The 17,531-nt window shown below is 71.0% G+C and carries 19 protein-coding genes; 10 read left to right on the top strand and 9 right to left on the bottom strand.

What is annotated here, in order from left to right:
* The first annotated feature begins 121 nt into the window (after positions 1–121).
* Positions 122–610, top strand: a complete 489-nt coding sequence (locus HD596_RS23045) for a hypothetical protein (RefSeq protein ID WP_185071410.1) — start codon at positions 122–124, stop codon at positions 608–610.
* Between the two features lies 1 nt (position 611).
* Here the strand turns inward: HD596_RS23045 and HD596_RS23040 are convergent, their stop codons facing one another.
* Positions 612–1,232 carry a TetR/AcrR family transcriptional regulator gene (locus HD596_RS23040; protein WP_185071409.1) on the bottom strand — a complete coding sequence of 207 codons (621 nt, stop codon included), beginning with the start codon at positions 1,230–1,232 and terminating at the stop codon, positions 612–614.
* Between the two features lie 159 nt (positions 1,233–1,391).
* Here HD596_RS23040 and HD596_RS23035 point away from each other — a divergent pair, with 159 nt between their 5' ends.
* From HD596_RS23035 to HD596_RS23020, 4 genes are read left to right on the top strand one after another with little or no spacing between them, the layout of a single operon-like run.
* A complete protein-coding gene (locus tag HD596_RS23035; RefSeq protein WP_185071408.1) occupies positions 1,392–2,144 on the top strand; it encodes an IclR family transcriptional regulator in 753 nt (250 codons plus the stop codon).
* 56 nt (positions 2,145–2,200) lie between these two features.
* Entirely contained in the window at positions 2,201–3,673 is a 1,473-nt protein-coding gene (glpK, locus tag HD596_RS23030) for a glycerol kinase GlpK (RefSeq protein WP_185071407.1), read from the top strand.
* Positions 3,674–3,720: 47 nt separating this feature from the next.
* Entirely contained in the window at positions 3,721–5,277 is a 1,557-nt protein-coding gene (locus HD596_RS23025) for a glycerol-3-phosphate dehydrogenase/oxidase (RefSeq protein WP_221519468.1), read from the top strand.
* Between the two features lie 36 nt (positions 5,278–5,313).
* A complete protein-coding gene (locus HD596_RS23020; protein ID WP_185071405.1) occupies positions 5,314–5,793 on the top strand; it encodes a hypothetical protein in 480 nt (159 codons plus the stop codon).
* Between the two features lie 340 nt (positions 5,794–6,133).
* On the opposite strand, the gene HD596_RS23015 is transcribed toward HD596_RS23020, so the two are convergent.
* From HD596_RS23015 to HD596_RS23000, 4 genes are read right to left on the bottom strand one after another with little or no spacing between them, the layout of a single operon-like run.
* A complete protein-coding gene (locus HD596_RS23015; protein ID WP_185071404.1) occupies positions 6,134–7,543 on the bottom strand; it encodes an NAD-dependent malic enzyme in 1,410 nt (469 codons plus the stop codon).
* A 55-nt stretch (positions 7,544–7,598) separates the two neighbouring features.
* A complete protein-coding gene (locus tag HD596_RS23010) occupies positions 7,599–8,228 on the bottom strand; it encodes a cytidylate kinase-like family protein (RefSeq protein ID WP_185071403.1) in 630 nt (209 codons plus the stop codon).
* A gap of 9 nt (positions 8,229–8,237) precedes the next feature.
* Entirely contained in the window at positions 8,238–9,176 is a 939-nt protein-coding gene (locus HD596_RS23005; protein WP_185071402.1) for a tetratricopeptide repeat protein, read from the bottom strand.
* A gap of 35 nt (positions 9,177–9,211) precedes the next feature.
* Positions 9,212–9,733, bottom strand: a complete 522-nt coding sequence (locus HD596_RS23000) for a MarR family winged helix-turn-helix transcriptional regulator (RefSeq protein WP_185071401.1) — start codon at positions 9,731–9,733, stop codon at positions 9,212–9,214.
* Positions 9,734–9,963: 230 nt separating this feature from the next.
* On the opposite strand from HD596_RS23000, the gene HD596_RS22995 reads away from it, so the two are divergent.
* From HD596_RS22995 to HD596_RS22985, 3 genes are all read left to right on the top strand, one after another.
* Complete coding sequence (locus tag HD596_RS22995) at positions 9,964–11,322, top strand: hypothetical protein (RefSeq protein ID WP_185071400.1); 1,359 nt, start codon at positions 9,964–9,966, stop codon at positions 11,320–11,322.
* Positions 11,323–11,400: 78 nt separating this feature from the next.
* A complete protein-coding gene (locus HD596_RS22990; RefSeq protein ID WP_185071399.1) occupies positions 11,401–12,072 on the top strand; it encodes a DUF4230 domain-containing protein in 672 nt (223 codons plus the stop codon).
* Between the two features lie 159 nt (positions 12,073–12,231).
* Complete coding sequence (locus HD596_RS22985) at positions 12,232–12,384, top strand: hypothetical protein (protein WP_185071398.1); 153 nt, start codon at positions 12,232–12,234, stop codon at positions 12,382–12,384.
* A 160-nt stretch (positions 12,385–12,544) separates the two neighbouring features.
* Here HD596_RS22985 and HD596_RS22980 read toward each other — a convergent pair whose 3' ends face one another.
* The 4 genes from HD596_RS22980 to HD596_RS22965 form a co-directional block, all read right to left on the bottom strand.
* Entirely contained in the window at positions 12,545–13,513 is a 969-nt protein-coding gene (locus tag HD596_RS22980) for an NAD(P)-dependent alcohol dehydrogenase (RefSeq protein ID WP_185071397.1), read from the bottom strand.
* Positions 13,514–13,515: 2 nt separating this feature from the next.
* Positions 13,516–13,737 (bottom strand): helix-turn-helix transcriptional regulator, encoded by a 222-nt coding sequence (locus tag HD596_RS22975; RefSeq protein ID WP_185071396.1) that lies wholly within the window; start codon positions 13,735–13,737, stop codon positions 13,516–13,518.
* Complete coding sequence (locus HD596_RS22970; RefSeq protein WP_185071395.1) at positions 13,731–14,159, bottom strand: hypothetical protein; 429 nt, start codon at positions 14,157–14,159, stop codon at positions 13,731–13,733. Before HD596_RS22970 ends, HD596_RS22975 begins: the two co-directional genes overlap by 7 nt.
* Before the next feature lie 100 nt (positions 14,160–14,259).
* The gene (locus HD596_RS22965) at positions 14,260–15,447 is read right to left on the bottom strand and encodes an acetyl-CoA C-acetyltransferase (protein ID WP_185071394.1); all 1,188 of its coding nucleotides are present in this window, start codon (positions 15,445–15,447) and stop codon (positions 14,260–14,262) included.
* Positions 15,448–15,531: 84 nt separating this feature from the next.
* Here HD596_RS22965 and mce point away from each other — a divergent pair, with 84 nt between their 5' ends.
* Positions 15,532–15,954 carry a methylmalonyl-CoA epimerase gene (mce, locus tag HD596_RS22960; protein WP_185071393.1) on the top strand — a complete coding sequence of 141 codons (423 nt, stop codon included), beginning with the start codon at positions 15,532–15,534 and terminating at the stop codon, positions 15,952–15,954.
* A 206-nt stretch (positions 15,955–16,160) separates the two neighbouring features.
* Positions 16,161–17,441 (top strand): DivIVA domain-containing protein, encoded by a 1,281-nt coding sequence (locus tag HD596_RS22955; protein ID WP_185071392.1) that lies wholly within the window; start codon positions 16,161–16,163, stop codon positions 17,439–17,441.
* Positions 17,442–17,531 lie beyond the last annotated feature (90 nt).

Below are 17,531 nucleotides of genomic sequence, written 5' to 3'. Positions count from 1 at the left end.
GAAGGGTTCAGAAGGCTCGCGCTCCCCCAGTGTGCCGATGTTACTTTTCGTGGTCACTTGGGCACCTTCTGTAGCAAAGATCACTCGTTGGGGGGAGCTCATGCATATCAGGACACGTCTCATGCTGGCCGCACTCCCGGTGTGCGCGGTCCTGTTCCTCCCCCAGAGCGCGCAGGCGTGGCCCTGGCACGAGGATCACGGCGACCCGTTCACGATGACGGTGGACGACGTGCACTGCCGCTCGGGGCGCGCGAACGTCAGCCTGCACAACCTGACCCAGCAGCCCGCACGCTTCGACGTCCAGGCCGACGGGGTGAGCGTGGCGAACGGCTCCATCCCGGCCCACAAGACGATCGTCAGGCAGGTGCCGGTGGCCAAGGGCAGCACCGCGGACGTGGAGGCGTACTCGCTGGGCGACCCGCAGCGGACCACGCTCGTCGACTCCACCCGCGTCAAGAACGACTGCCCGTGGGGCCACCACCTGGACAACCTGCCCTTCACGGGCCCACCCGCCGACCTCATGGGCAAGCTGGCGACGGCGGGCGGCCTGATCGTGGTGGGCGGCATCCTGTGGTGGTACGGCTCCATCTGGCCGCGTTCGACCCCGTGAGCTAGAGCTCTTCCACGACGAACGCGCCGGCCCTGGCGGCGGCCAGCGTGCGCGCCACGGACCGCTCCGCGTCCTTCTCGGTCACCGGCTCCCTGGTGACCACCAGCCGGTAGTAGAGCGGGGCGGAGATGGCGCGGATCACCTCCGCGCCGTCGGTGCCCGCGGGCAGCTCGCCCCGCTTGACGGCCAGGTCCACGACGTTGGCCCACTCCGCGATCCTGCGCAGGTAGAAGGCGCGCAGCGCGCCGGCGGCCTGCTCGTCGCTCGTGGCGGCGGCGATCACCGCCTGGAACGTGGCACCGAGCCGCCCGTCGTTGATCGCCCCCAGGACGGACAGCGCGTTGGCCCGCAGGTCGGCCTCGACGCCACCCGTGTCGGCATGGGGAGTGGACTGGTTGGCCAGCTCGGTCATGAGATCGGTGACCAGGCCCGCCCTGCTCCCCCAGCGCCGGTAGACCGTGGTCTTGCCGACGCCCGCCCTGGCCGCCACCTGGTCCATGGTCAGGCCGTGGAAGCCGTGCTCGACCAGCTCGTCCTGGGTGGCCTCCATGACGGCCGCGCGCACCCGCGCCGTGCGGCCCCCTGGCCGCACGGTTCCCGCCGAACGGGAAGGTTGGTCCATCTAGTCTCCTTGTCGCAACGTTCCATTTTAACGGAACTGTCATCCCATTAAGGATTGACGGCGCATTTCCCCCACCTCCTGGACGCAACCATGCGAAGATCGGTTCCATCTCTTCGGCCGTTCGGCAATACCGAACAAATCTGCGCTAGTGTGCGAGCCGTGGGAGAGACGATTCAGTCGGTCGAGCGGGCGGCCGCGATCCTGAGGCTGCTCGCCTCGGGGCCGCGCCATCTCGGGGTGGCCGAGCTGGCCAGGGCGCTGGGCCTGCCCAAGGGCACGCTGCACGGCATCCTGCGCACGCTGGTCCACGTCGGGTTCGTCGAGCAGGACCCGGCGAGCGGGAAATACCGGCTCGGCGCCACGCTGCTCCATCTGGGCAGCAGCTATCTCGACGTCAACGAGCTGCGCACCCGCGCCATCAACTGGGCCGACGCCCTCGCGGGGCGCAGCAGGGAGAGCGCCTGGATCGGCACCCTCCACGAGGGCCACGTGCTGGTGATCCACCACGTGTTCCGGCCCGACGACAGCCTGCAGACCCTCCAGGTGGGCACCTACCTGCCGACCCACGCCAGCGCGCTCGGCAAGGTCCTGCTCGCCCACGACCCGTACGGCGAGCCGCCCGCGCCGCCGCTGCAGCCGTACACGAAGAACACGATCGTCGACCCCGCGGCGCTGGAGAAGGAGCTCGACCTGGTCAGGACGCGCGGCTGGGCCGCCGAGACGGAGGAGCTCACCGAGGGCGAGGTGGCCATCGCCGCGCCCATCAAGGACCCGCGCGGCCTGGCGGTGGGCGCCATCGGCATCCGCGGCGCCGTCGAGCGGCTGGCCCCCGACGGCGCCCTGCACATGGAGTTCGTCTCGTACGTACGGGACGCCGCCCGCGCGATCACCCGCTCACTTGAACATCCCTAAGGCCACGAAATAGCATTCGTTCGGCATTGCCGAACCAGAACCAAGCGAGGAACCCCGTGCCTCGACCTCAATACGTCGCAGCCATCGATCAGGGCACCACCTCCAGCCGCTGCATCGTCTTCGACGAGGCCGGCAACATCATCTCCGTCGCCCAGCGCGAGCACCGCCAGATCTTCCCCAAGCCCGGCTGGGTCGAGCACGACGCGGCCGAGATCTGGCAGGCCGTGCAGGGCGTGCTGGCCGAGGCCGTCAGCGGCGCCGGCATCGAGGACGGCCAGATCGCCGCGCTGGGCATCACCAACCAGCGCGAGACCACCGTGCTGTGGGAGCGGGCGACCGGTCGCCCCGTCTGCCCCGCGATCGTCTGGCAGGACACCCGCACCGACCAGCTGACCCGGGCGCTGGCCGAGCACGAGGGGCTGTTCAAGGAGAAGGCGGGGCTGCCGCTGACGACGTACTTCTCCGGGCCGAAGATCCGCTGGCTGCTGGACGCCCATGGGCTGCGGGAGCGGGCCGAGCGCGGCGAGGTGCTGTTCGGCACGATGGACAGCTGGCTGCTGTGGAACCTCACCGGCCGCCACGTCACCGACGTGACCAACGCCAGCCGTACGATGCTGATGAACATCCACACGCTGGCCTGGGACGACGAGCTGCTCGACGCGCTGGGCGTGCCCCGCGCGATGCTGCCGGAGATCCGCCCGTCCGCCGAGGTCTACGGCCGCACCGTGGCGGGCGTCCCCGTCGCCTCGGCGCTCGGCGACCAGCAGGCGGCGCTGTTCGGCCAGACGTGCTTCGCGCCCGGCGAGACCAAGAGCACCTACGGCTCCGGCAGCTTCCTGCTGATGAACACCGGCCACGAGCCCGTCGTCTCCAAGCACGGCCTGCTGACCACGGTCGGCTACCAGATCGGCGCGGGCCCGGCCACCTACGCGCTGGAGGGCGCGATCGCGGTCACCGGGTCGCTGGTGCAGTGGCTGCGCGACAACCTGGGCCTGATCTCCAGCGCGGCCGAGATCGAGACGCTGGCCAAGACGGTCGACGACAACGGCGGCTGCTACTTCGTACCGGCCTTCTCGGGGCTGTTCGCGCCGCACTGGCGCTCGGACGCGCGGGGCGTGATCGCGGGGCTGACCGGGTTCGTCACCAAGGGGCACATCGCGCGGGCCGTGCTGGAGGCCACGGCGTGGCAGACCCGGGAGGTGGTCGACGCGATGAACGCCGACTCCGGCCTCGACCTGACCACGCTGCGCGCCGACGGCGGCATGACCGCGAACAACCTGCTCATGCAGACCCTCGCCGACGTCCTCGCGGTGCCCGTGATCCGGCCCATGGTGGCCGAGACGACCGCCCTGGGCGCCGCCTACGCCGCCGGGCTGGCGACCGGCTACTGGCCCGACCTCGACAGCCTGCGCGCCAACTGGCACAAGGCCGCCGAGTGGCGCCCGGCCATCGACGAGGCCGCGCGCGAGCACGAATACCGCAACTGGAAGAAGGCCGTGGCCCGGACCCTTGACTGGGTCGAGCAGTAACCGGGTCGAGCAGTAGCTGGTCGAGCAGTAGGTCGATAGTAGGGAGTATGGCAATGACGACGACGACCGCCGCCGACCGCGCGCAGACCCGGGAGGAGCTCTCGCGCGCCGCCTACGATCTGCTCGTGATCGGCGGCGGCATCCTCGGCACCTCCGTGACCTGGATGGCCGCGCAGGCCGGGCTGCGGGTGGCGATGGTCGACGCCGGCGACTTCGCCGGCGCGACCTCCAGCGCCTCCTCCAAGCTGGTCCACGGGGGGCTGCGTTACCTGCAGACCGGCAACGTCCGGCTGGTCGCCGAGAACCACCGCGAGCGCCGCGCCCTGGCCGCCGACATCGCGCCGCATCTGGTCAAGCCGCTGACGTTCCTGGTGCCGATCTACAAGGGCGGGCCGCACGGGGCGGCCAAGCTGGGCGCCGGGGTGTTCCTGTACTCGGCGCTGTCGGTGTTCGGCGACGGCATGGGCAAGGTGATCACGCCCCACCAGGCGCTGGCCAAGGTGCCCGCCCTGCGTACCGAGGGGCTGCGGGCCGCCGCCGTCTACGGCGACCACCAGATGAACGACAGCCGCGTCGCCGTCATGACCGTACGGGCCGCCGTGGATGCCGGCGCGGTCGTGCTCAACCACGCCGAGGTCGTCGGGCTGCGCAAGACGGGCGGCACGGTCACGGGGGCCGACCTGCGCGACCGGCTCGACGGGGCCGAGTTCGGGGTCTCCGCCCGGCTCGTCCTGAACGCCACCGGGCCCTGGGTGGACCACCTGCGGCGCATGGAGGACCCGGACGCCGCGCCGAGCATCCGGCTGTCCAAGGGCGCCCACCTGGTGCTGCGCCGCCACGAACCGTGGAAGGCGGCGCTGACCACGCCGATCGACAAGTACCGGGTGTCGTTCGCCATCCCGTGGGAGGACCACCTGCTGCTCGGCACCACGGACGAGGCGTACGAGGGCGATCCGGGCGAGGTGCGCGCCACCGAGGCCGACATCGCGCAGATCCTCGACGAGGCCGGCCACGCCGTACACGACGCCCAGCTCAGTCGCGAGGACATCACCTACGCCTTCGCCGGGCTGCGCGTCCTGCCCGGCGGCCCCGGCCAGGTGACGGCCGCCAAGCGGGAGACCGTGGTGACCCGGGGCTCGGGCGGCATGCTCTCGGTGGCGGGCGGCAAGTGGACCACCTACCGCCACATCGGCAGGCACGTCCTCGACACGCTCGCCCACCTGCCCGGCCGGCCCCTGGGCGACGACCTGGCCGACATCCTGCCCGCCGTGCCCCTGCCGGGCCTGGCCAGCCCCGACGCGGTGGCCCTGCGACTGTGGACCGACCGCGACCCGGGCGCGCGCATGGATCCGCTGGTGGCCAGGCACCTGGCCACGCACTACGGCTCGATCGCGTTCGACCTGGCCCGGCTCATCCGCGAGGACCCGGCCCTCGGCGAGCGCATCCACCCGGACGGCCCCGACATCTGGGCCCAGGCGGTCTACGCGCGCGACCGCGAGTGGGCGGCCACGGTGGACGACGTCGTACGCCGCCGCACGACCCTGACGGTGCGCGGGCTGGACACGCCTGACGTACGCGACCGCATCGCCGCCCTGCTCACCTGACCAGGATCTGGGCAGGGGGTAGTCATGTGCACTCCGATGAACGAAGCCCTGCTCAGGCACTTCCGCGACCTGCGTGACGGCGACCACGGAGGGGCCGTCACGCGGGAGGACAAGGAACACGTTTTCGCCACGGCGGCCGAGCTGCTCGACCCGGTGGCACGCAGAGCCCTCGACGAGCTCAACGCCGACCTGCTGCTCGGCACCGGCGAGGTGGTGGCCAGCGGGGTCACCCGGTCGCGCGAGGGCGGGCTCAACGCGATGTGGTCGCTGACCTGGCCGGAACAGCGCGCCACCCACAACCAGCCGATCGCGATCGTCGCCCACTACGGCTGCGACTTCCACCACCCGCACCTGCGGGGCAACACGGTCGGGGACTGGCCACTGAATGTCTTCGCCCCGGCGGACGCCGAGGCCCAACTCGACACGCTCCGCACGATCGCCGCCGCCGACGCCCACAACCTCGTCTTCCAGGAGAGCTACCACCTCATCCCAGCCATAACCACCCAACCCGCCTAACCCCACCCCTCCAAACGAACACCCCCTCGGACGAGCGCGACCACCGCACGGGCACACGGGCTGCGGAAGGGGCGCACGGCAGGACGGGCGGGTAGGACCCGGCCGTAAGCCGTGCAGCGGAGGCCAGGCGACGCGGACGGCGGTGGAGCGGGTGGCGGCACGAACGGCAGCGGATCCGGGGGCCCGCACGGACGGCGGGACGGGCGGGTGCCACGGAGCCGGTCAAAGGATCGCCGTAGCGGCGGCCGGCCACGTGCGGGTCAGCGGGCGTCTCCCTGGAGGCCCTCAACCACGGCGGCGGGTGGCGTCGCCCGTGCTCCGCCGTAAAAACCGATGGTTTTTATGCTTCGGTGAAGCCTCGCGCACGGCCGCCCGCCGACTCGCGCACCGCCGCCGCAACGGCCCCCGCCACGTCGGGGTGGAAGACGCTGGGGATGATGTAGTTGGGCCCCAGCTCCTCCGGCGTGACGACCGCCGCGAGGGCGCCGGCCGCGGCCAGCAGCATCTCCTGCGTCACCCCGTTGGCCTGCGCGTCCAGCAGCCCCCGGAAGACGCCCGGGAAGGCCAGCACGTTGTTGATCTGGTTGGGGTAGTCGGAGCGCCCCGTGGCCACCACGGCCGCGTGCTCGCGGGCGTCGTCCGGCGACACCTCGGGCTCCGGGTTGGCCAGCGCGAACACCACCGCGTCCTTGGCCATCGTCGCGATGTCGTCACCCGTCAGGATGCCCGGCGCCGAGACGCCGACGAAGACGTCGGCGTCCTTGACCGCCCCTCGCAGGTCGCCCGCGTAGCCCTCGGCGTTGGTGTGGTCGGCGATCCACTGCAGCGACTCGTCGAGGTCGTCGCGGCCGCGGTGGACGGCGCCCAGGTAGTCGCAGACGATCACGTTGCGCGCCCCGGCGGCCAGCAGCAGGCGCAGCACCGCGTTGCCGGCCGCGCCCGCGCCCGCCATGGTGATCTTGACGGACTCGATGTCCTTGTCGACGACCCGCAGCGCGTTGGTGAGCGCCGCGAGCACGCAGATCGCCGTGCCGTGCTGGTCGTCGTGGAAGACGGGGATGTCGAGCAGCTCGCGCAGCCGCCGCTCCACCTCGAAGCAGCGCGGCGCGCCGATGTCCTCCAGGTTGATCCCGCCGAACCCGGGCGCGATCACCTGCACCGTGCGGACGATCTCGTCGACGTCCTGCGTGTCGAGGCAGATCGGCCAGGCGTCGATGCCCGCGAAGCGTTTGAACAGCGCCGCCTTGCCCTCCATGACCGGCAGCGCGGCCTCGGGGCCGATGTTGCCCAGGCCCAGCACGGCCGAGCCGTCGGTGACGACGGCCACGGTGTTGCGCTTGATGGTCAGGCGCCGGGCGTCCTCCTTGTTGCGCGCTATGGCCATCGACACGCGCGCCACACCCGGGGTGTAGGCCATGGACAGCTCGTCGCGGTTGCGCAGCGGCACCTTGGACTTCATCTCGATCTTGCCGCCGAGATGCATGAGGAACGTGCGGTCGGACACCTTGTGGATGACGACGCCGTCGACCGCCTCGAGCTGGTCGACGATGGCCTGGGCGTGGTCGGTGTCCCTGGCCGCGCAGGTCACGTCGATGCGGAGCTTCTCATGGCCCGCGTTGGTGACGTCGAGGGCCGTGACCACGCCCCCGGCCGACTCTACGGCGTGGGTGAGCTGGCTGACGGCCTTGCCGCCGGCCGGCACCTCGAGACGCACGGTGATGGAGTACGACACACTCGGGACGGTCGCCACGTCAATCGCTCCTTCGGGACTGACCAAGAATTCCCCCATGATAGGGGGCGCCAGGTCAATCCAGTGCCTCGGCCGCTGTGACGATGAGCTCGACGCAGGTCGGAACGGGGATTGTGGTGCTGTCGACGACCAGATGATATTGACAGGAATCCGTCGGATCGGCCCGATAGAAGTGCCGTACGTAGGCCATCCGCGCGCGGTCGTTGTCCTCGATGAGCCGGCGGGCCTCGCGCTCGCTCATCCCCGACAGCGTGGCCGTCTGCCGGACCCTGCGCTGGAGCGGGGCGTCGAGCCGGACGTGGAGCGCCCCCGGATGGTCGGCCAGCACCACGGCCCCCGCCCGGCCGAGGAACACCCCGCCCTGGTCGCGGGCCATGTCCTTGAGCATGCGCTCGGTACGGCGGACGAACTCCTCCGGCGCGTGCGGCATCGCGCCGGGCACGTACATGTCGACCCCGCCGAACGTGACGGTCGGCAGCCGCATCGCCCCCGACAGCAGCCGCCCGAGGCCGTGCTCGGCCCGGTCGTCGTGGGCGAGCGCCTCCTCCAGCGTGCAGCCCAGCTCCTGGGCGACCGCGCTGGGAATGGCGCGGTCGACGAAGGGCACGCCGAGGCGCTCGGCGACGGCCGGGCCGATCTGGCTACCGGCCGTGCCGTATGTCGCGGATATCGTGACGACCCGCATACACCCAGGTTAGAACAGTGCGCTCGCCAAAGCTCTACGTGCTTTCGCCAAAGACGGATCGTCGGCCGGCAACGCGTCGAACAGGCCGAGCAGGTGGCGCCTGGCCTTGTCGCGCTCGTCTCCCGAGGTGCGCTTGACCACGGCGATGACGCGGCTGAACGCCTCGTCGACCGAGCCGGACAGCATCTCCAGGTCGGCCGCGAGCAGCTGCGCCTCGATGTCGGCGGGGTCCTGCAGGCGCCGCTGGACGTCGGCGGGGTCGGCGCTCTCGGTGCGCTTGATGAGGTTGACGCCGGCCAGGCCCATCTTGGCGTCCTCGTTGCCCGGCGCGCGGGCCAGCAGCCGCTCGTACGCCGCCGCGGCCGCGTCGAGGTCACCGCTGTCGATGGCCTGCTCGGCGGCCACCAGGTCGGGGTCGGCGGGCGGCCCCGCGGGCGCCTCCTGCTCGCCGGGCGCCGCCTGGGGCCGGGCGTCGGGGTTGGCCTGGTAGAACTGCTCGACCGCGCCCATCAGCTCGTCGAGCCAGCGGCGCACCTCCTGCTCGGGCAGCACCTGCTGGAAGCCGGTGACGGCCTGCCCCTGGAAGATGGCCAGCACGGTCGGCACGGCCTGCACGCGCAGCGCCTGGGCGATCTGCGGGCTGGCGTCCACGTTGACCTTGGCCAGCACGGCCCGGCCGCCGAGATCGCCGACGACCTTCTCCAGCACCGGGCTGAGCTGGGCGCTGCCCGGCGCCCGCGGCGACCACAGGTCGAGGACCACGGGCATGGTCATCGAGCGGTCGATCACCTCGGTCGTGAACGTCTCCTCGGTCACGTCCACGATCGAGGCCGACGCGGCCGCCTGGGGACCCGCCGCCTCACGCCGGGCCTGCGCCTCGAGGGCCTGCTTGCGCGCGCCCAGGTCAATCGCTCCGTAGAGCGACCCGGGCCTAGAGAAGTCCGCCATGCTCCTCATCTTGCCGCATCACCGGGGCGGCGCAGTCACCCGCCGCCCTGTTGGAAGTCGCCCGCCGCCACCCGGAGGGTGCGCAACTGGGTGAACATCCGGTCGAGTTCGTCCTCGGCGTACATGGTCAGGCCGAACTCGGCGCCCATCAGGTCGCGGGTGGCCCGCTCCACGACGTCCCGGCCGGCCTTGGTGATCTCGGCGAGCACGCCGCGCCCGTCCCGCGGGTTGGGCAGCCGGCGGACGAACCCGGACTTCTCCAGCCTGTCCACCGTGTTCGTGACGCTGGTGGGGTGGACCATGAGCCGTTCGCCGATCTTCGACAGCGGGAGCGCGCCTGTCTTGCTGAACGTCAGCAGGACCAGCGCCTCGTACCGGGCGAAGGTCAGGTCGTAGGGCTTCAGGAGCGAGTCGAGCTGCGACAGCAGGATCTGGTGGGCTCTCATGATCGAGGTCACGGCGGCCATGGCGGAGGAGGGCCCGAAGTGGGCACGCCAGCTCTCCGCGGCCCGGTCGATGGGGTCGAACGGCAGGTTGAGCGGCTTCGGGTGCGACACAGCGCATACGGTAGCGCGCCCCTCGTCCCGGTTCGTCTGGTGACCTGGAGCGACAGGCTTCCCCGCTTGACCAAGAATCCGGACGTCAATCATCACGCTCAGTTATGGTTCTCCTACGTATGGTGACGCAGAAGCCAAGTCCATCGGCCTGTGGGGACAGGCCGGACTCATTCGCTTCGGCCTTGCCGAGGGGCACGGGGGGTGCTTGATGAAGGTCAACGGGGAAAAGGGTGCGTGAGCACGCGGGCGTTTCACGAGAGGAGCTGAAGCAGAGCGCGGCCGTCACGGTGGCCGTGCTCCTGGCACTCGGGCTGCTGGCGGCGTGGAACGTCCTGATACCTGGCGTGGACGCGTGGGAGAACATCGTGGCCGCGGTCATCGGCTCGTTGCGGATGACCGGGCCGGTGGCCGCCGCGTTCGCGGCGTGGGTGGCGCTGCGCAAGCGCAGGGCGCTGCGCGGGCGCTCGCTGACGACGTGGCGGGCGCTCAAGGCGCCGCTGGCGATCGTGGTGGTGGTGCTCGGGTCGTTCGGTGCGACGGTGCTGGTGTTGGCGGTCAAGACGGTGCTCACCGACCAGTCGGGGCGGCTGAGCCTGTCCGGCCTGGGCATGGGCATGGCGGGGCTGGCGCTCTACTCGGTGATCGGCTGGGTGGCCGGCTGGGTGGTGCCCAAGGCGTTCACGCCGCCGCTGGCGGGGCTGGCCTGCTATGGATTGTTCTCGTGGCTGGCCGACGACCGGGGCTGGGCGGACAAGCTGGCGCCCGGCACCGGCGAGCCGTACGACCTGTTCCAGGGGTTGAGCGGGGCGCCGTTCTTCGACCAGACGATCTGGCTGCTCGGCATCACGGCGGCGCTGCTGCTCGGCTGGGCGGCGCTGGTGACCAGGCAGGCGCTGGTGCTGGCGTGCGCGCTGCTGTCCGTGCTGGCGGCCGGGATGGGCGTGTCGCGGGTGCTGGCCCAGCCGAAGCCGGCCGCGGCCGTGGACATCGCCTACAGCTGCCAGGACTGGCCGATCACGGTGTGCGTGCACCCGGGGATGCGGGCGGGGCTGACCGAGCTGGGGGCGGCGTTCACGCAGATCGCCTCCCGGCTGGCGGGGACGCCCGCCGCGTTCACGCGGGTGGAGCAGCGGCCGCTGGAGGAGGAGCTCAAGCCCTCGAACGGCCTGGCGCCCATCCACGTGCCCGACCTGTCCGCGGGGTTCGCGGAGGAGGCGGCGTACGAGTACATCGAGTCCCTGGCCGCCCGCTGCCCCGGCACGGTCGCCGACGGTTACCGGGAGATCGTGATGGCGTGGCTGCGCGGGGAGCCCCTGCCCGGCGGGCCGCTGCCCGAGCACCAGTACGCGGCGTCGTGGTTCTCGTGGCTGAGCGAGCACCAGCGCAGGGAGTGGCTGCGGATGTTCTACAGCGACTTCCAGAACTGCGGGCTGTCGAGCATGTACTTCGGCGGCGGGGGCGCGGCGCGGGTGCAGGTGGCGCCGTCGGCCCGCCCGACGCCGGAGTCGAGCCACGTCTACCCGGTGTACCCGGAGGGCGAGGGCACGCCGAACGCGGCCCCGAGCACGTCCATGGCCGGGCTGAGCTAGGCGGCCGGCGGGGGCGGGATCGGAAGATGTCACCAAACGGCTGGCAATGATGATCGCTCGAAGGGTAGTCATGCACGCATGACGACTTCCCGTACGACGCCGCGCGAGGTGACGTCCGCGCGGCGCCGCAGGTGGCGATACGCGGCGGGGTTCCTGGTCCTGGCGGTCCTGCTCGTGGTGGGCGGCCGCCTGGCCTGGACCTGGCTCAACCCGCTCGGCGAGCAGGTCATCGACCGCAGCCAGCCGGTGCTCCTGCAGTCCATCAAGGACCTGAGCCGCTTCGAGGCCGCCACCGGGAACTTCCAGGTGGTCGTGGACCTGGAGAAGGACGCCAACTTCCTGCCCGACGCGATCAAGGGCACCCGCACGCTGTTCGTGGGGGCGGGCGGGGTGGACGCGTACGTGGACTTCTCCGGCCTGGCCGGGGACGCCGTGACGGTCTCGCAGGACCGCACCCAGGCGACCGTGCGCCTGCCCCGCGCCCAGCTGGAAAAGCCCAACCTGGACAACAGCCGCTCGTACGTGTTCGCGCAGCAGCGCGGGCTGTTCGACCGGGTGCAGGACTTCCTGTCCGGGTCGCCGGGGGACCAGCGGGAGCTCTACCTGCTGGCGGAGAAGAAGATCACCGAGGCGGCGGTGGCCAGCGACCTGCGGGCCAGGGCGGACGCCAACACCAAGGCCATGATGACCGGCCTGCTGAAGTCGCTCGGCTTCACGAAGGTCACGGTGAAGTTCACGGACGAACCCTAGGGATGGCTCACGGGCGCCTTAGTCGCCCGGTGCGCCTGCCTAAGTACCTCCCTATCTGGCCTTACGTCCGGAGATAAGGCATCCGCCCGATGTGTCCGGGAGGGCCTTAGGAGGAGTCTTAAGAGTGCAGGAAGAAGCACGAGCCACAAAGGGGCTTCCATGAACGCCGAACTCGAGTACACCGTGATGCAGCACCACGCCTCCGAGCTCCGCCGCGCCGCGGCCGAGCAGCGGCGGGTGCGCGAGGCGCAGAAGGGCCTGCGGTCGGAGCGCCGCAACCGCTCGCTCTTCGCCAAGTTCCTCGCCTCATGACCGTCCACAAGCAGCCCGGCCGCACCCTCCCTCGCGGCCGGGCTGAACAGCCCCCGTAGGGGGCGACGTCAGGGACCCGAATCCTGGTGGGTCCCCGCATCGCGGAGCCCCGGTCCATTCCTGGTCGGACCGGGGCATCGCGCTGTCCGGGCCGGGGGGCTCAGACGGTGATGACGGCCTTGCCGCGCACCTGGCCCCGTTCCAGGCTGCGGACGGCCTCGGGGACCTCGCTGAGCGGGTACGTCCGGTCGACGACCGGCGTGACCTGGCCGGAGCCGACGAGCTCGGCCACCGCTCGCAGGTCGGCCTCCCGGAACGACATGAAGACCACGCGGAGCCGCTGGCGGGCGAACGGGTCCAGCAGCACGGTCCGCACCTGGCGGTCGGTGCCGGCCAGCCACCGCCCGCCGCGCTCGCCCCCGACGATGACCACCGTTCCGCGGGGTGTGAGGGCCCGGCGCAGGTGGCGCAGCGGGCGGTTGCCCGCCGTGTCGATGATGACGTCGTAACGGCTCCCCTGGTCAGCGAAGTCCTCCCGCGCGTAGTCGACGACCTCGGCCGCGCCGATCGACCGTACGAGGTCCGCCTTGGCGGCGCTGCACACGCCCGTGACCTCCGCCCCGGACGCCCTGGCGAGCTGCACCGCGTACGTCCCCACTCCCCCGCCCGCGCCGATGACCAGCACCCGCTGCCCCGCCCGCACCCGCGCCTGGTCGCGCAGCGCCTGGAGGGCGGTCATGGCCGAGGTCGGGACGGCCGCCGCCGGCTCGAACGCGAGGTCGCCGGGGATCGGCTGGAGCCGGTCCTCGCGGGCGCACGCGTACTCGGCGAAGGCCCCGCCGCCGCACGTGCCGAACACCCGGTCGCCGGGCCGGAACCGGGTCACGCCCGCGCCGACCTCCTCGACCACCCCGGCGACGTCGGTGCCGGGCCTGCTCTTGGGCGCGCGCAGCCCGATCGCCGGGCGCATCAGGTAGGGGATGCCGGTCATCATGTGCCAGACGCCCATGTCGAGCCCGGCCGCGCGCACGCGTAACAGCACGTCGGCCTCACCGGGCGAGGGCTTCTCAATGTCCCGAAATTTCAAGACATCGGCGGGCCCGTACTCGTCCTGAACGATCGCCTTCATGGTCACTCTCCCTCTGGATACTGGAACACGTCATCGAGCGGGACCCCGAACACCCGCGCGATCTGGAACGCCATCTCCAAGGAGGGCGAGTAGCGGCCCTGCTCGATGGCGATGATGGTCTGCCTGGTCACGCCGACCCGTTCGGCCAGCTCCGCCTGCGTCATCTCCCCGCGGGCGAAGCGCAGGGCCCGGATCGAGTTCGTGACCTTGGTGGACTTCACCATGCCGGCAGGCCCCGGCGGTAGGCGACGATCTTCAGCGCGGACCCCAGCACCGACGACAGCACGAACGCCAGGTAGATCACGTTCGCGATCCAGAAGTAGTCGGCCTCGGCCAGGGCCATCCACAACGCCGCCAGCCCGCCCAGGACGAGGCACCACTGGCCGGTGAAGTGGCCGTAGCGCCAGATCTCGCGGTCACGCTGGTCCTTCATCCCGGCGCCCCGGCGGAAGACCGCCGAGAGCGCTATGTCGAGGACGATCGTCGCCGCGATCGCACCCCCGATGCTCCACAGCAGCGCCGCCGCGTAGGGCACCTCCGTGATGGAGGTGCCGCCCGCCCGGCCGAGGATGATCGCGACGTACGTGCCGTACGCGCAGACCGAGACCACGGCCATGATCCATGCGCGTCTCTCTTCGGATGCCATGCCTCGAATGTAAAACATCCCGGACTTGATGTCTAGAATTCTTTACATGACCGAGCACAAGAAGGGCCCCGGGGCTCTCCCCGGGGCCCGCGAGAGGCTTCTACCGCTTGGGGACCGAAATGATCAGGGCGTCACCCTGGCCGCCGCCGCCGCAGAGCCCGGCGGCGCCCAGGCCGCCGCCCCGGCGCTTCAGCTCGTACGCCAGCGTCAGCACGATCCGCGCGCCCGAGGCCCCGATCGGGTGGCCCAGGGCGATGCCGCCCCCGTTGACGTTGACCTTGTCCAGCGGCACGCCCAGCTCCTTGGCCGACTGCAGGACCACGCTGGCGAAAGCCTCGTTGATCTCCACCAGGTCCAGGTCGCCGGCCGTCGCGCCCTGCTTCGACAGCGCGTGCTTGATGGCGTTGGCCGGCTGGGACTGCAGGGACGCGTCCGGGCCGGCGACGTTGCCGTGCCGGCCGATCTCCGCCAGCCACTCCAGGCCCAGCTCCTCGGCCTTCGACTTCGACATGACCACGACGGCGCAGGCCCCGTCCGAGATCTGCGAGGCCGAGCCGGCCGTGATCGTGCCGTCGGCGGCGAAGGCCGGGCGGAGCTTGGCCAGGGTCTCCGGGGTGGTGTCGCCGCGCACGCCCTCGTCGTCCTTGACGATCAGCGGCTCGCCGCGGCGCTGCGGGATCTGCACCGGGACGATCTCCTCGTCGAAGAGGCCGTTCTTGATGGCGGCGGCGGCCAGCTGGTGGGAGCGGGCCGACAGCGCGTCCTGCTCCTCGCGGCCGATGCCGAGCCGGGCGTTGTAGTGCTCCGTCGACTCGCCCATCGCGCGCTGGTCGAACGCGCAGAACAGGCCGTCGTGCGCCATCGAGTCGACGACCTGCGAACCGCCGTACTTGACGCCCTTGCGCAGCCCCGGCAGGAGGTGGGGGGCGTTGGTCATGGACTCCATGCCGCCGGCCACCACGATGTCGAACTCGCCCGCGCGGATGAGCTGGTCGGCCAGCGCGATGGCGTCGAGACCCGACAGGCAGACCTTGTTGATGGTGATGGAGGGGACGGTCATCGGGATGCCGGCCTTGACGGCGGCCTGGCGGGAGGGGATCTGGCCCGCGCCGGCCTGCAGGACCTGGCCCATGATGACGTACTCGACGGCCTCCGGCGCGACCCTGGCACGCTCCAGCGCGGCCTTGATGGCGATGCCCCCGAGCTCCACGGCGGCCAGCCCGGACAGGGATCCCAGGAGCTTGCCGATGGGCGTGCGAGCTCCGGCCACGATGACGGAACTGGACATGACAGGGGCCTCCTACGCTCACGTCGGGTTCTTTGACACCATACCCACGAGTAGCCGGACGCTCGCTATGGAGGTGGGCCACATATGTTCATGCGGATCGACCACATCGGAATCGCCTGCAAGGACATCGAGGAGAAGATCGCGTTCTTCTCCGAGACGTTCGAGCTGACGGTGGTCGCCAGGGAGGTCAACGAGGAGCAGGGCGTGAAGGAGGCCATGCTGCACATCGCCGACGGCGAAGGTGGGGGCTCCTACATTCAGCTCCTGGAGCCTCTCTCTGAGGACTCCCCTGTGGGAAAATTCCTCGCTAAGCGGGGCGAGGGAGTCCACCATGTGGCATTCGGGGTTCCCGATGTCGCCCAGGCGATGGCTAAGATCAACGAGAAGGGCGTGAGGCTCCTGGACGAGCGTCCCAGGCACGGGTCGATGGGCTCCGAGATCGCGTTCCTGCACCCCAAGGACGTGGGAGGAATGCTGACGGAGTTGGTGCAGGCGGCCAGGCCCTAAACACGACCCTGACAAATGTTAAAAAACGTTCATATGTAACTAGTCACGCAGAAAGTTGGACGGGGCTTCGCAGGTGGCACCAGCGGAGTACGCTTGACCTTCCACCGGACATGGAGCCTGCCCTTAGGCACAGGCTCCTGGATCGGATGCCCCGAACCCCCCGTCCGGCCCGTGTAGCCGTCTCGACAACCCAGGATTGAGCCTCCATGCAGTCCGACATCGACGCCCAGCTCAACAATTTCTTCGAGGACGCCCCCGCACGCGAGTTCGACGTGGTGCTCCGCGGTTACGACCGGCATCAGGTCCACGATCATCTGAAGCAGCTCGACCAAGAGCTACGGCAGTCCCGCGAGCAGCTGGCGAGCCTGCAGCGCGATCTGTCCGACTCCCAGCGCCAGCTGCAGGAGCAGGAGCGTCCCACCTACTCCGGTCTCGGCGCCCGCATCGAGCAGCTGCTGCGCCTGGCCGAGGAGCAGGCCACCGAGCTCGTCCAGGCCGCCAGGTCCGAGGCCAACGAGATCAAGGCCGCGGCCAAGGTCGAGGCCGCCGACCTGCGGGCCGCCGCCGAGGCCGAGGCCGCCGAGAAGCGCGCCGTGGCCACGCGGGAGAGCGACGAGATGCGCTCGGCCGCCGACCGCGACGCCGAGGAGACCCGCTCGACCGCCCGCCGCGAGGCCGACGAGCTGACCAACACCACCGAGCGCGAGGTCGCCAAGCTGCGGGCCACCGCAGACCACGAGGTGGCGGAGAAGCGGGCCGACGCCGAGCGGGAGATCGCCAAGCTGCGCACCACCGCCGAGCGCGAGGTCGCCCAGCTGCGGGCCTCGACCAAGCGCGAGCGCGACGAGGTGCTGACCACCGCCAAGCGGCAGGCCGACGAGATGCGCGCGCAGGCTCAGCGGGTGCTGGAGGAGTCGGAGGCCAAGCGGGCGCAGGACGAGGCGGAGTTCGAGATCCAGCTCGCCTCCCGCCGCGAGGAGGCCGAGCGCCAGGAGGCCGAGCGCCACGCCACCGCGCAGGCCAACACCCAGCGCATGGTCGCCGAGGCCGAGCAGCGCGCGGCCACGGCCGAGTCGCGGGCCACGAAGGCCACCCAGCAGGCCGAGCAGACCCGCCGCGAGGCCGACCTGCACGCCAAGCAGCTGGTCGCCAACGCCCGCAAGAGCGCCGAGACGATCGTCGCCGAGGCCAAGTCGAGCGCCGACACGATCGTCACCGAGGCGAAGAACGAGGCCGAGCGCACCCGCACGACGATGCAGCGCCAGGTCGACGAGCTCACCCGCCAGCGCGACAGCATCACCAGCCACCTCGCCCAGCTGCGCCAGCTGCTCGGCGGCGCGGCCCTGCCCGGCATGGAGCCGGAGCCCGCGGTCACCGCGGCCCCGGCCAAGCCCGCGCTCGCCGCTCCCGCGGCCGAGGCCCCGGCCACGACGCCCGCGGCGAAGGTCGAGAAGTCCGAGGACGACGCCGAATGGTGGCAGGAGTAACCACCGGCCCACAGGTCGGGACTGCACACGGGGGCTGAAGAGCAGGCTGGAGAGAGCCTGGCGATCCAATGGTCGCTAGGCTCTCTCTTT

Source organism: Nonomuraea jabiensis (assembly GCF_014204795.1).
GTDB classification, from domain to species: Bacteria; Actinomycetota; Actinomycetes; order Streptosporangiales; family Streptosporangiaceae; genus Nonomuraea; species Nonomuraea jabiensis.
This window is presented reverse-complemented; position numbering and strand designations above follow the sequence as displayed.

Excerpts from the sequence above, each read along its gene's own strand:
- HD596_RS23045 (WP_185071410.1), top strand. The coding sequence starts at position 122 with ATGCTGGCCGCACTCCCGGTGTGCGCGGTCCTGTTCCTCCCCCAGAGC.
- HD596_RS23040 (WP_185071409.1), bottom strand. The coding sequence starts at position 1,232 with ATGGACCAACCTTCCCGTTCGGCGGGAACCGTGCGGCCAGGGGGCCGC.
- HD596_RS23025 (WP_221519468.1), top strand. The coding sequence starts at position 3,721 with ATGGCAATGACGACGACGACCGCCGCCGACCGCGCGCAGACCCGGGAG.
- HD596_RS23020 (WP_185071405.1), top strand. The coding sequence starts at position 5,314 with ATGAACGAAGCCCTGCTCAGGCACTTCCGCGACCTGCGTGACGGCGAC.
- HD596_RS23010 (WP_185071403.1), bottom strand. The coding sequence starts at position 8,228 with ATGCGGGTCGTCACGATATCCGCGACATACGGCACGGCCGGTAGCCAG.
- HD596_RS23005 (WP_185071402.1), bottom strand. The coding sequence starts at position 9,176 with ATGGCGGACTTCTCTAGGCCCGGGTCGCTCTACGGAGCGATTGACCTG.
- HD596_RS22990 (WP_185071399.1), top strand. The coding sequence starts at position 11,401 with ATGACGACTTCCCGTACGACGCCGCGCGAGGTGACGTCCGCGCGGCGC.
- HD596_RS22985 (WP_185071398.1), top strand. The coding sequence starts at position 12,232 with ATGAACGCCGAACTCGAGTACACCGTGATGCAGCACCACGCCTCCGAG.
- HD596_RS22980 (WP_185071397.1), bottom strand. The coding sequence starts at position 13,513 with ATGAAGGCGATCGTTCAGGACGAGTACGGGCCCGCCGATGTCTTGAAA.
- HD596_RS22975 (WP_185071396.1), bottom strand. The coding sequence starts at position 13,737 with ATGGTGAAGTCCACCAAGGTCACGAACTCGATCCGGGCCCTGCGCTTC.
- HD596_RS22970 (WP_185071395.1), bottom strand. The coding sequence starts at position 14,159 with ATGGCATCCGAAGAGAGACGCGCATGGATCATGGCCGTGGTCTCGGTC.
- HD596_RS22965 (WP_185071394.1), bottom strand. The coding sequence starts at position 15,447 with ATGTCCAGTTCCGTCATCGTGGCCGGAGCTCGCACGCCCATCGGCAAG.
- mce (WP_185071393.1), top strand. The coding sequence starts at position 15,532 with ATGTTCATGCGGATCGACCACATCGGAATCGCCTGCAAGGACATCGAG.
- HD596_RS22955 (WP_185071392.1), top strand. The coding sequence starts at position 16,161 with ATGCAGTCCGACATCGACGCCCAGCTCAACAATTTCTTCGAGGACGCC.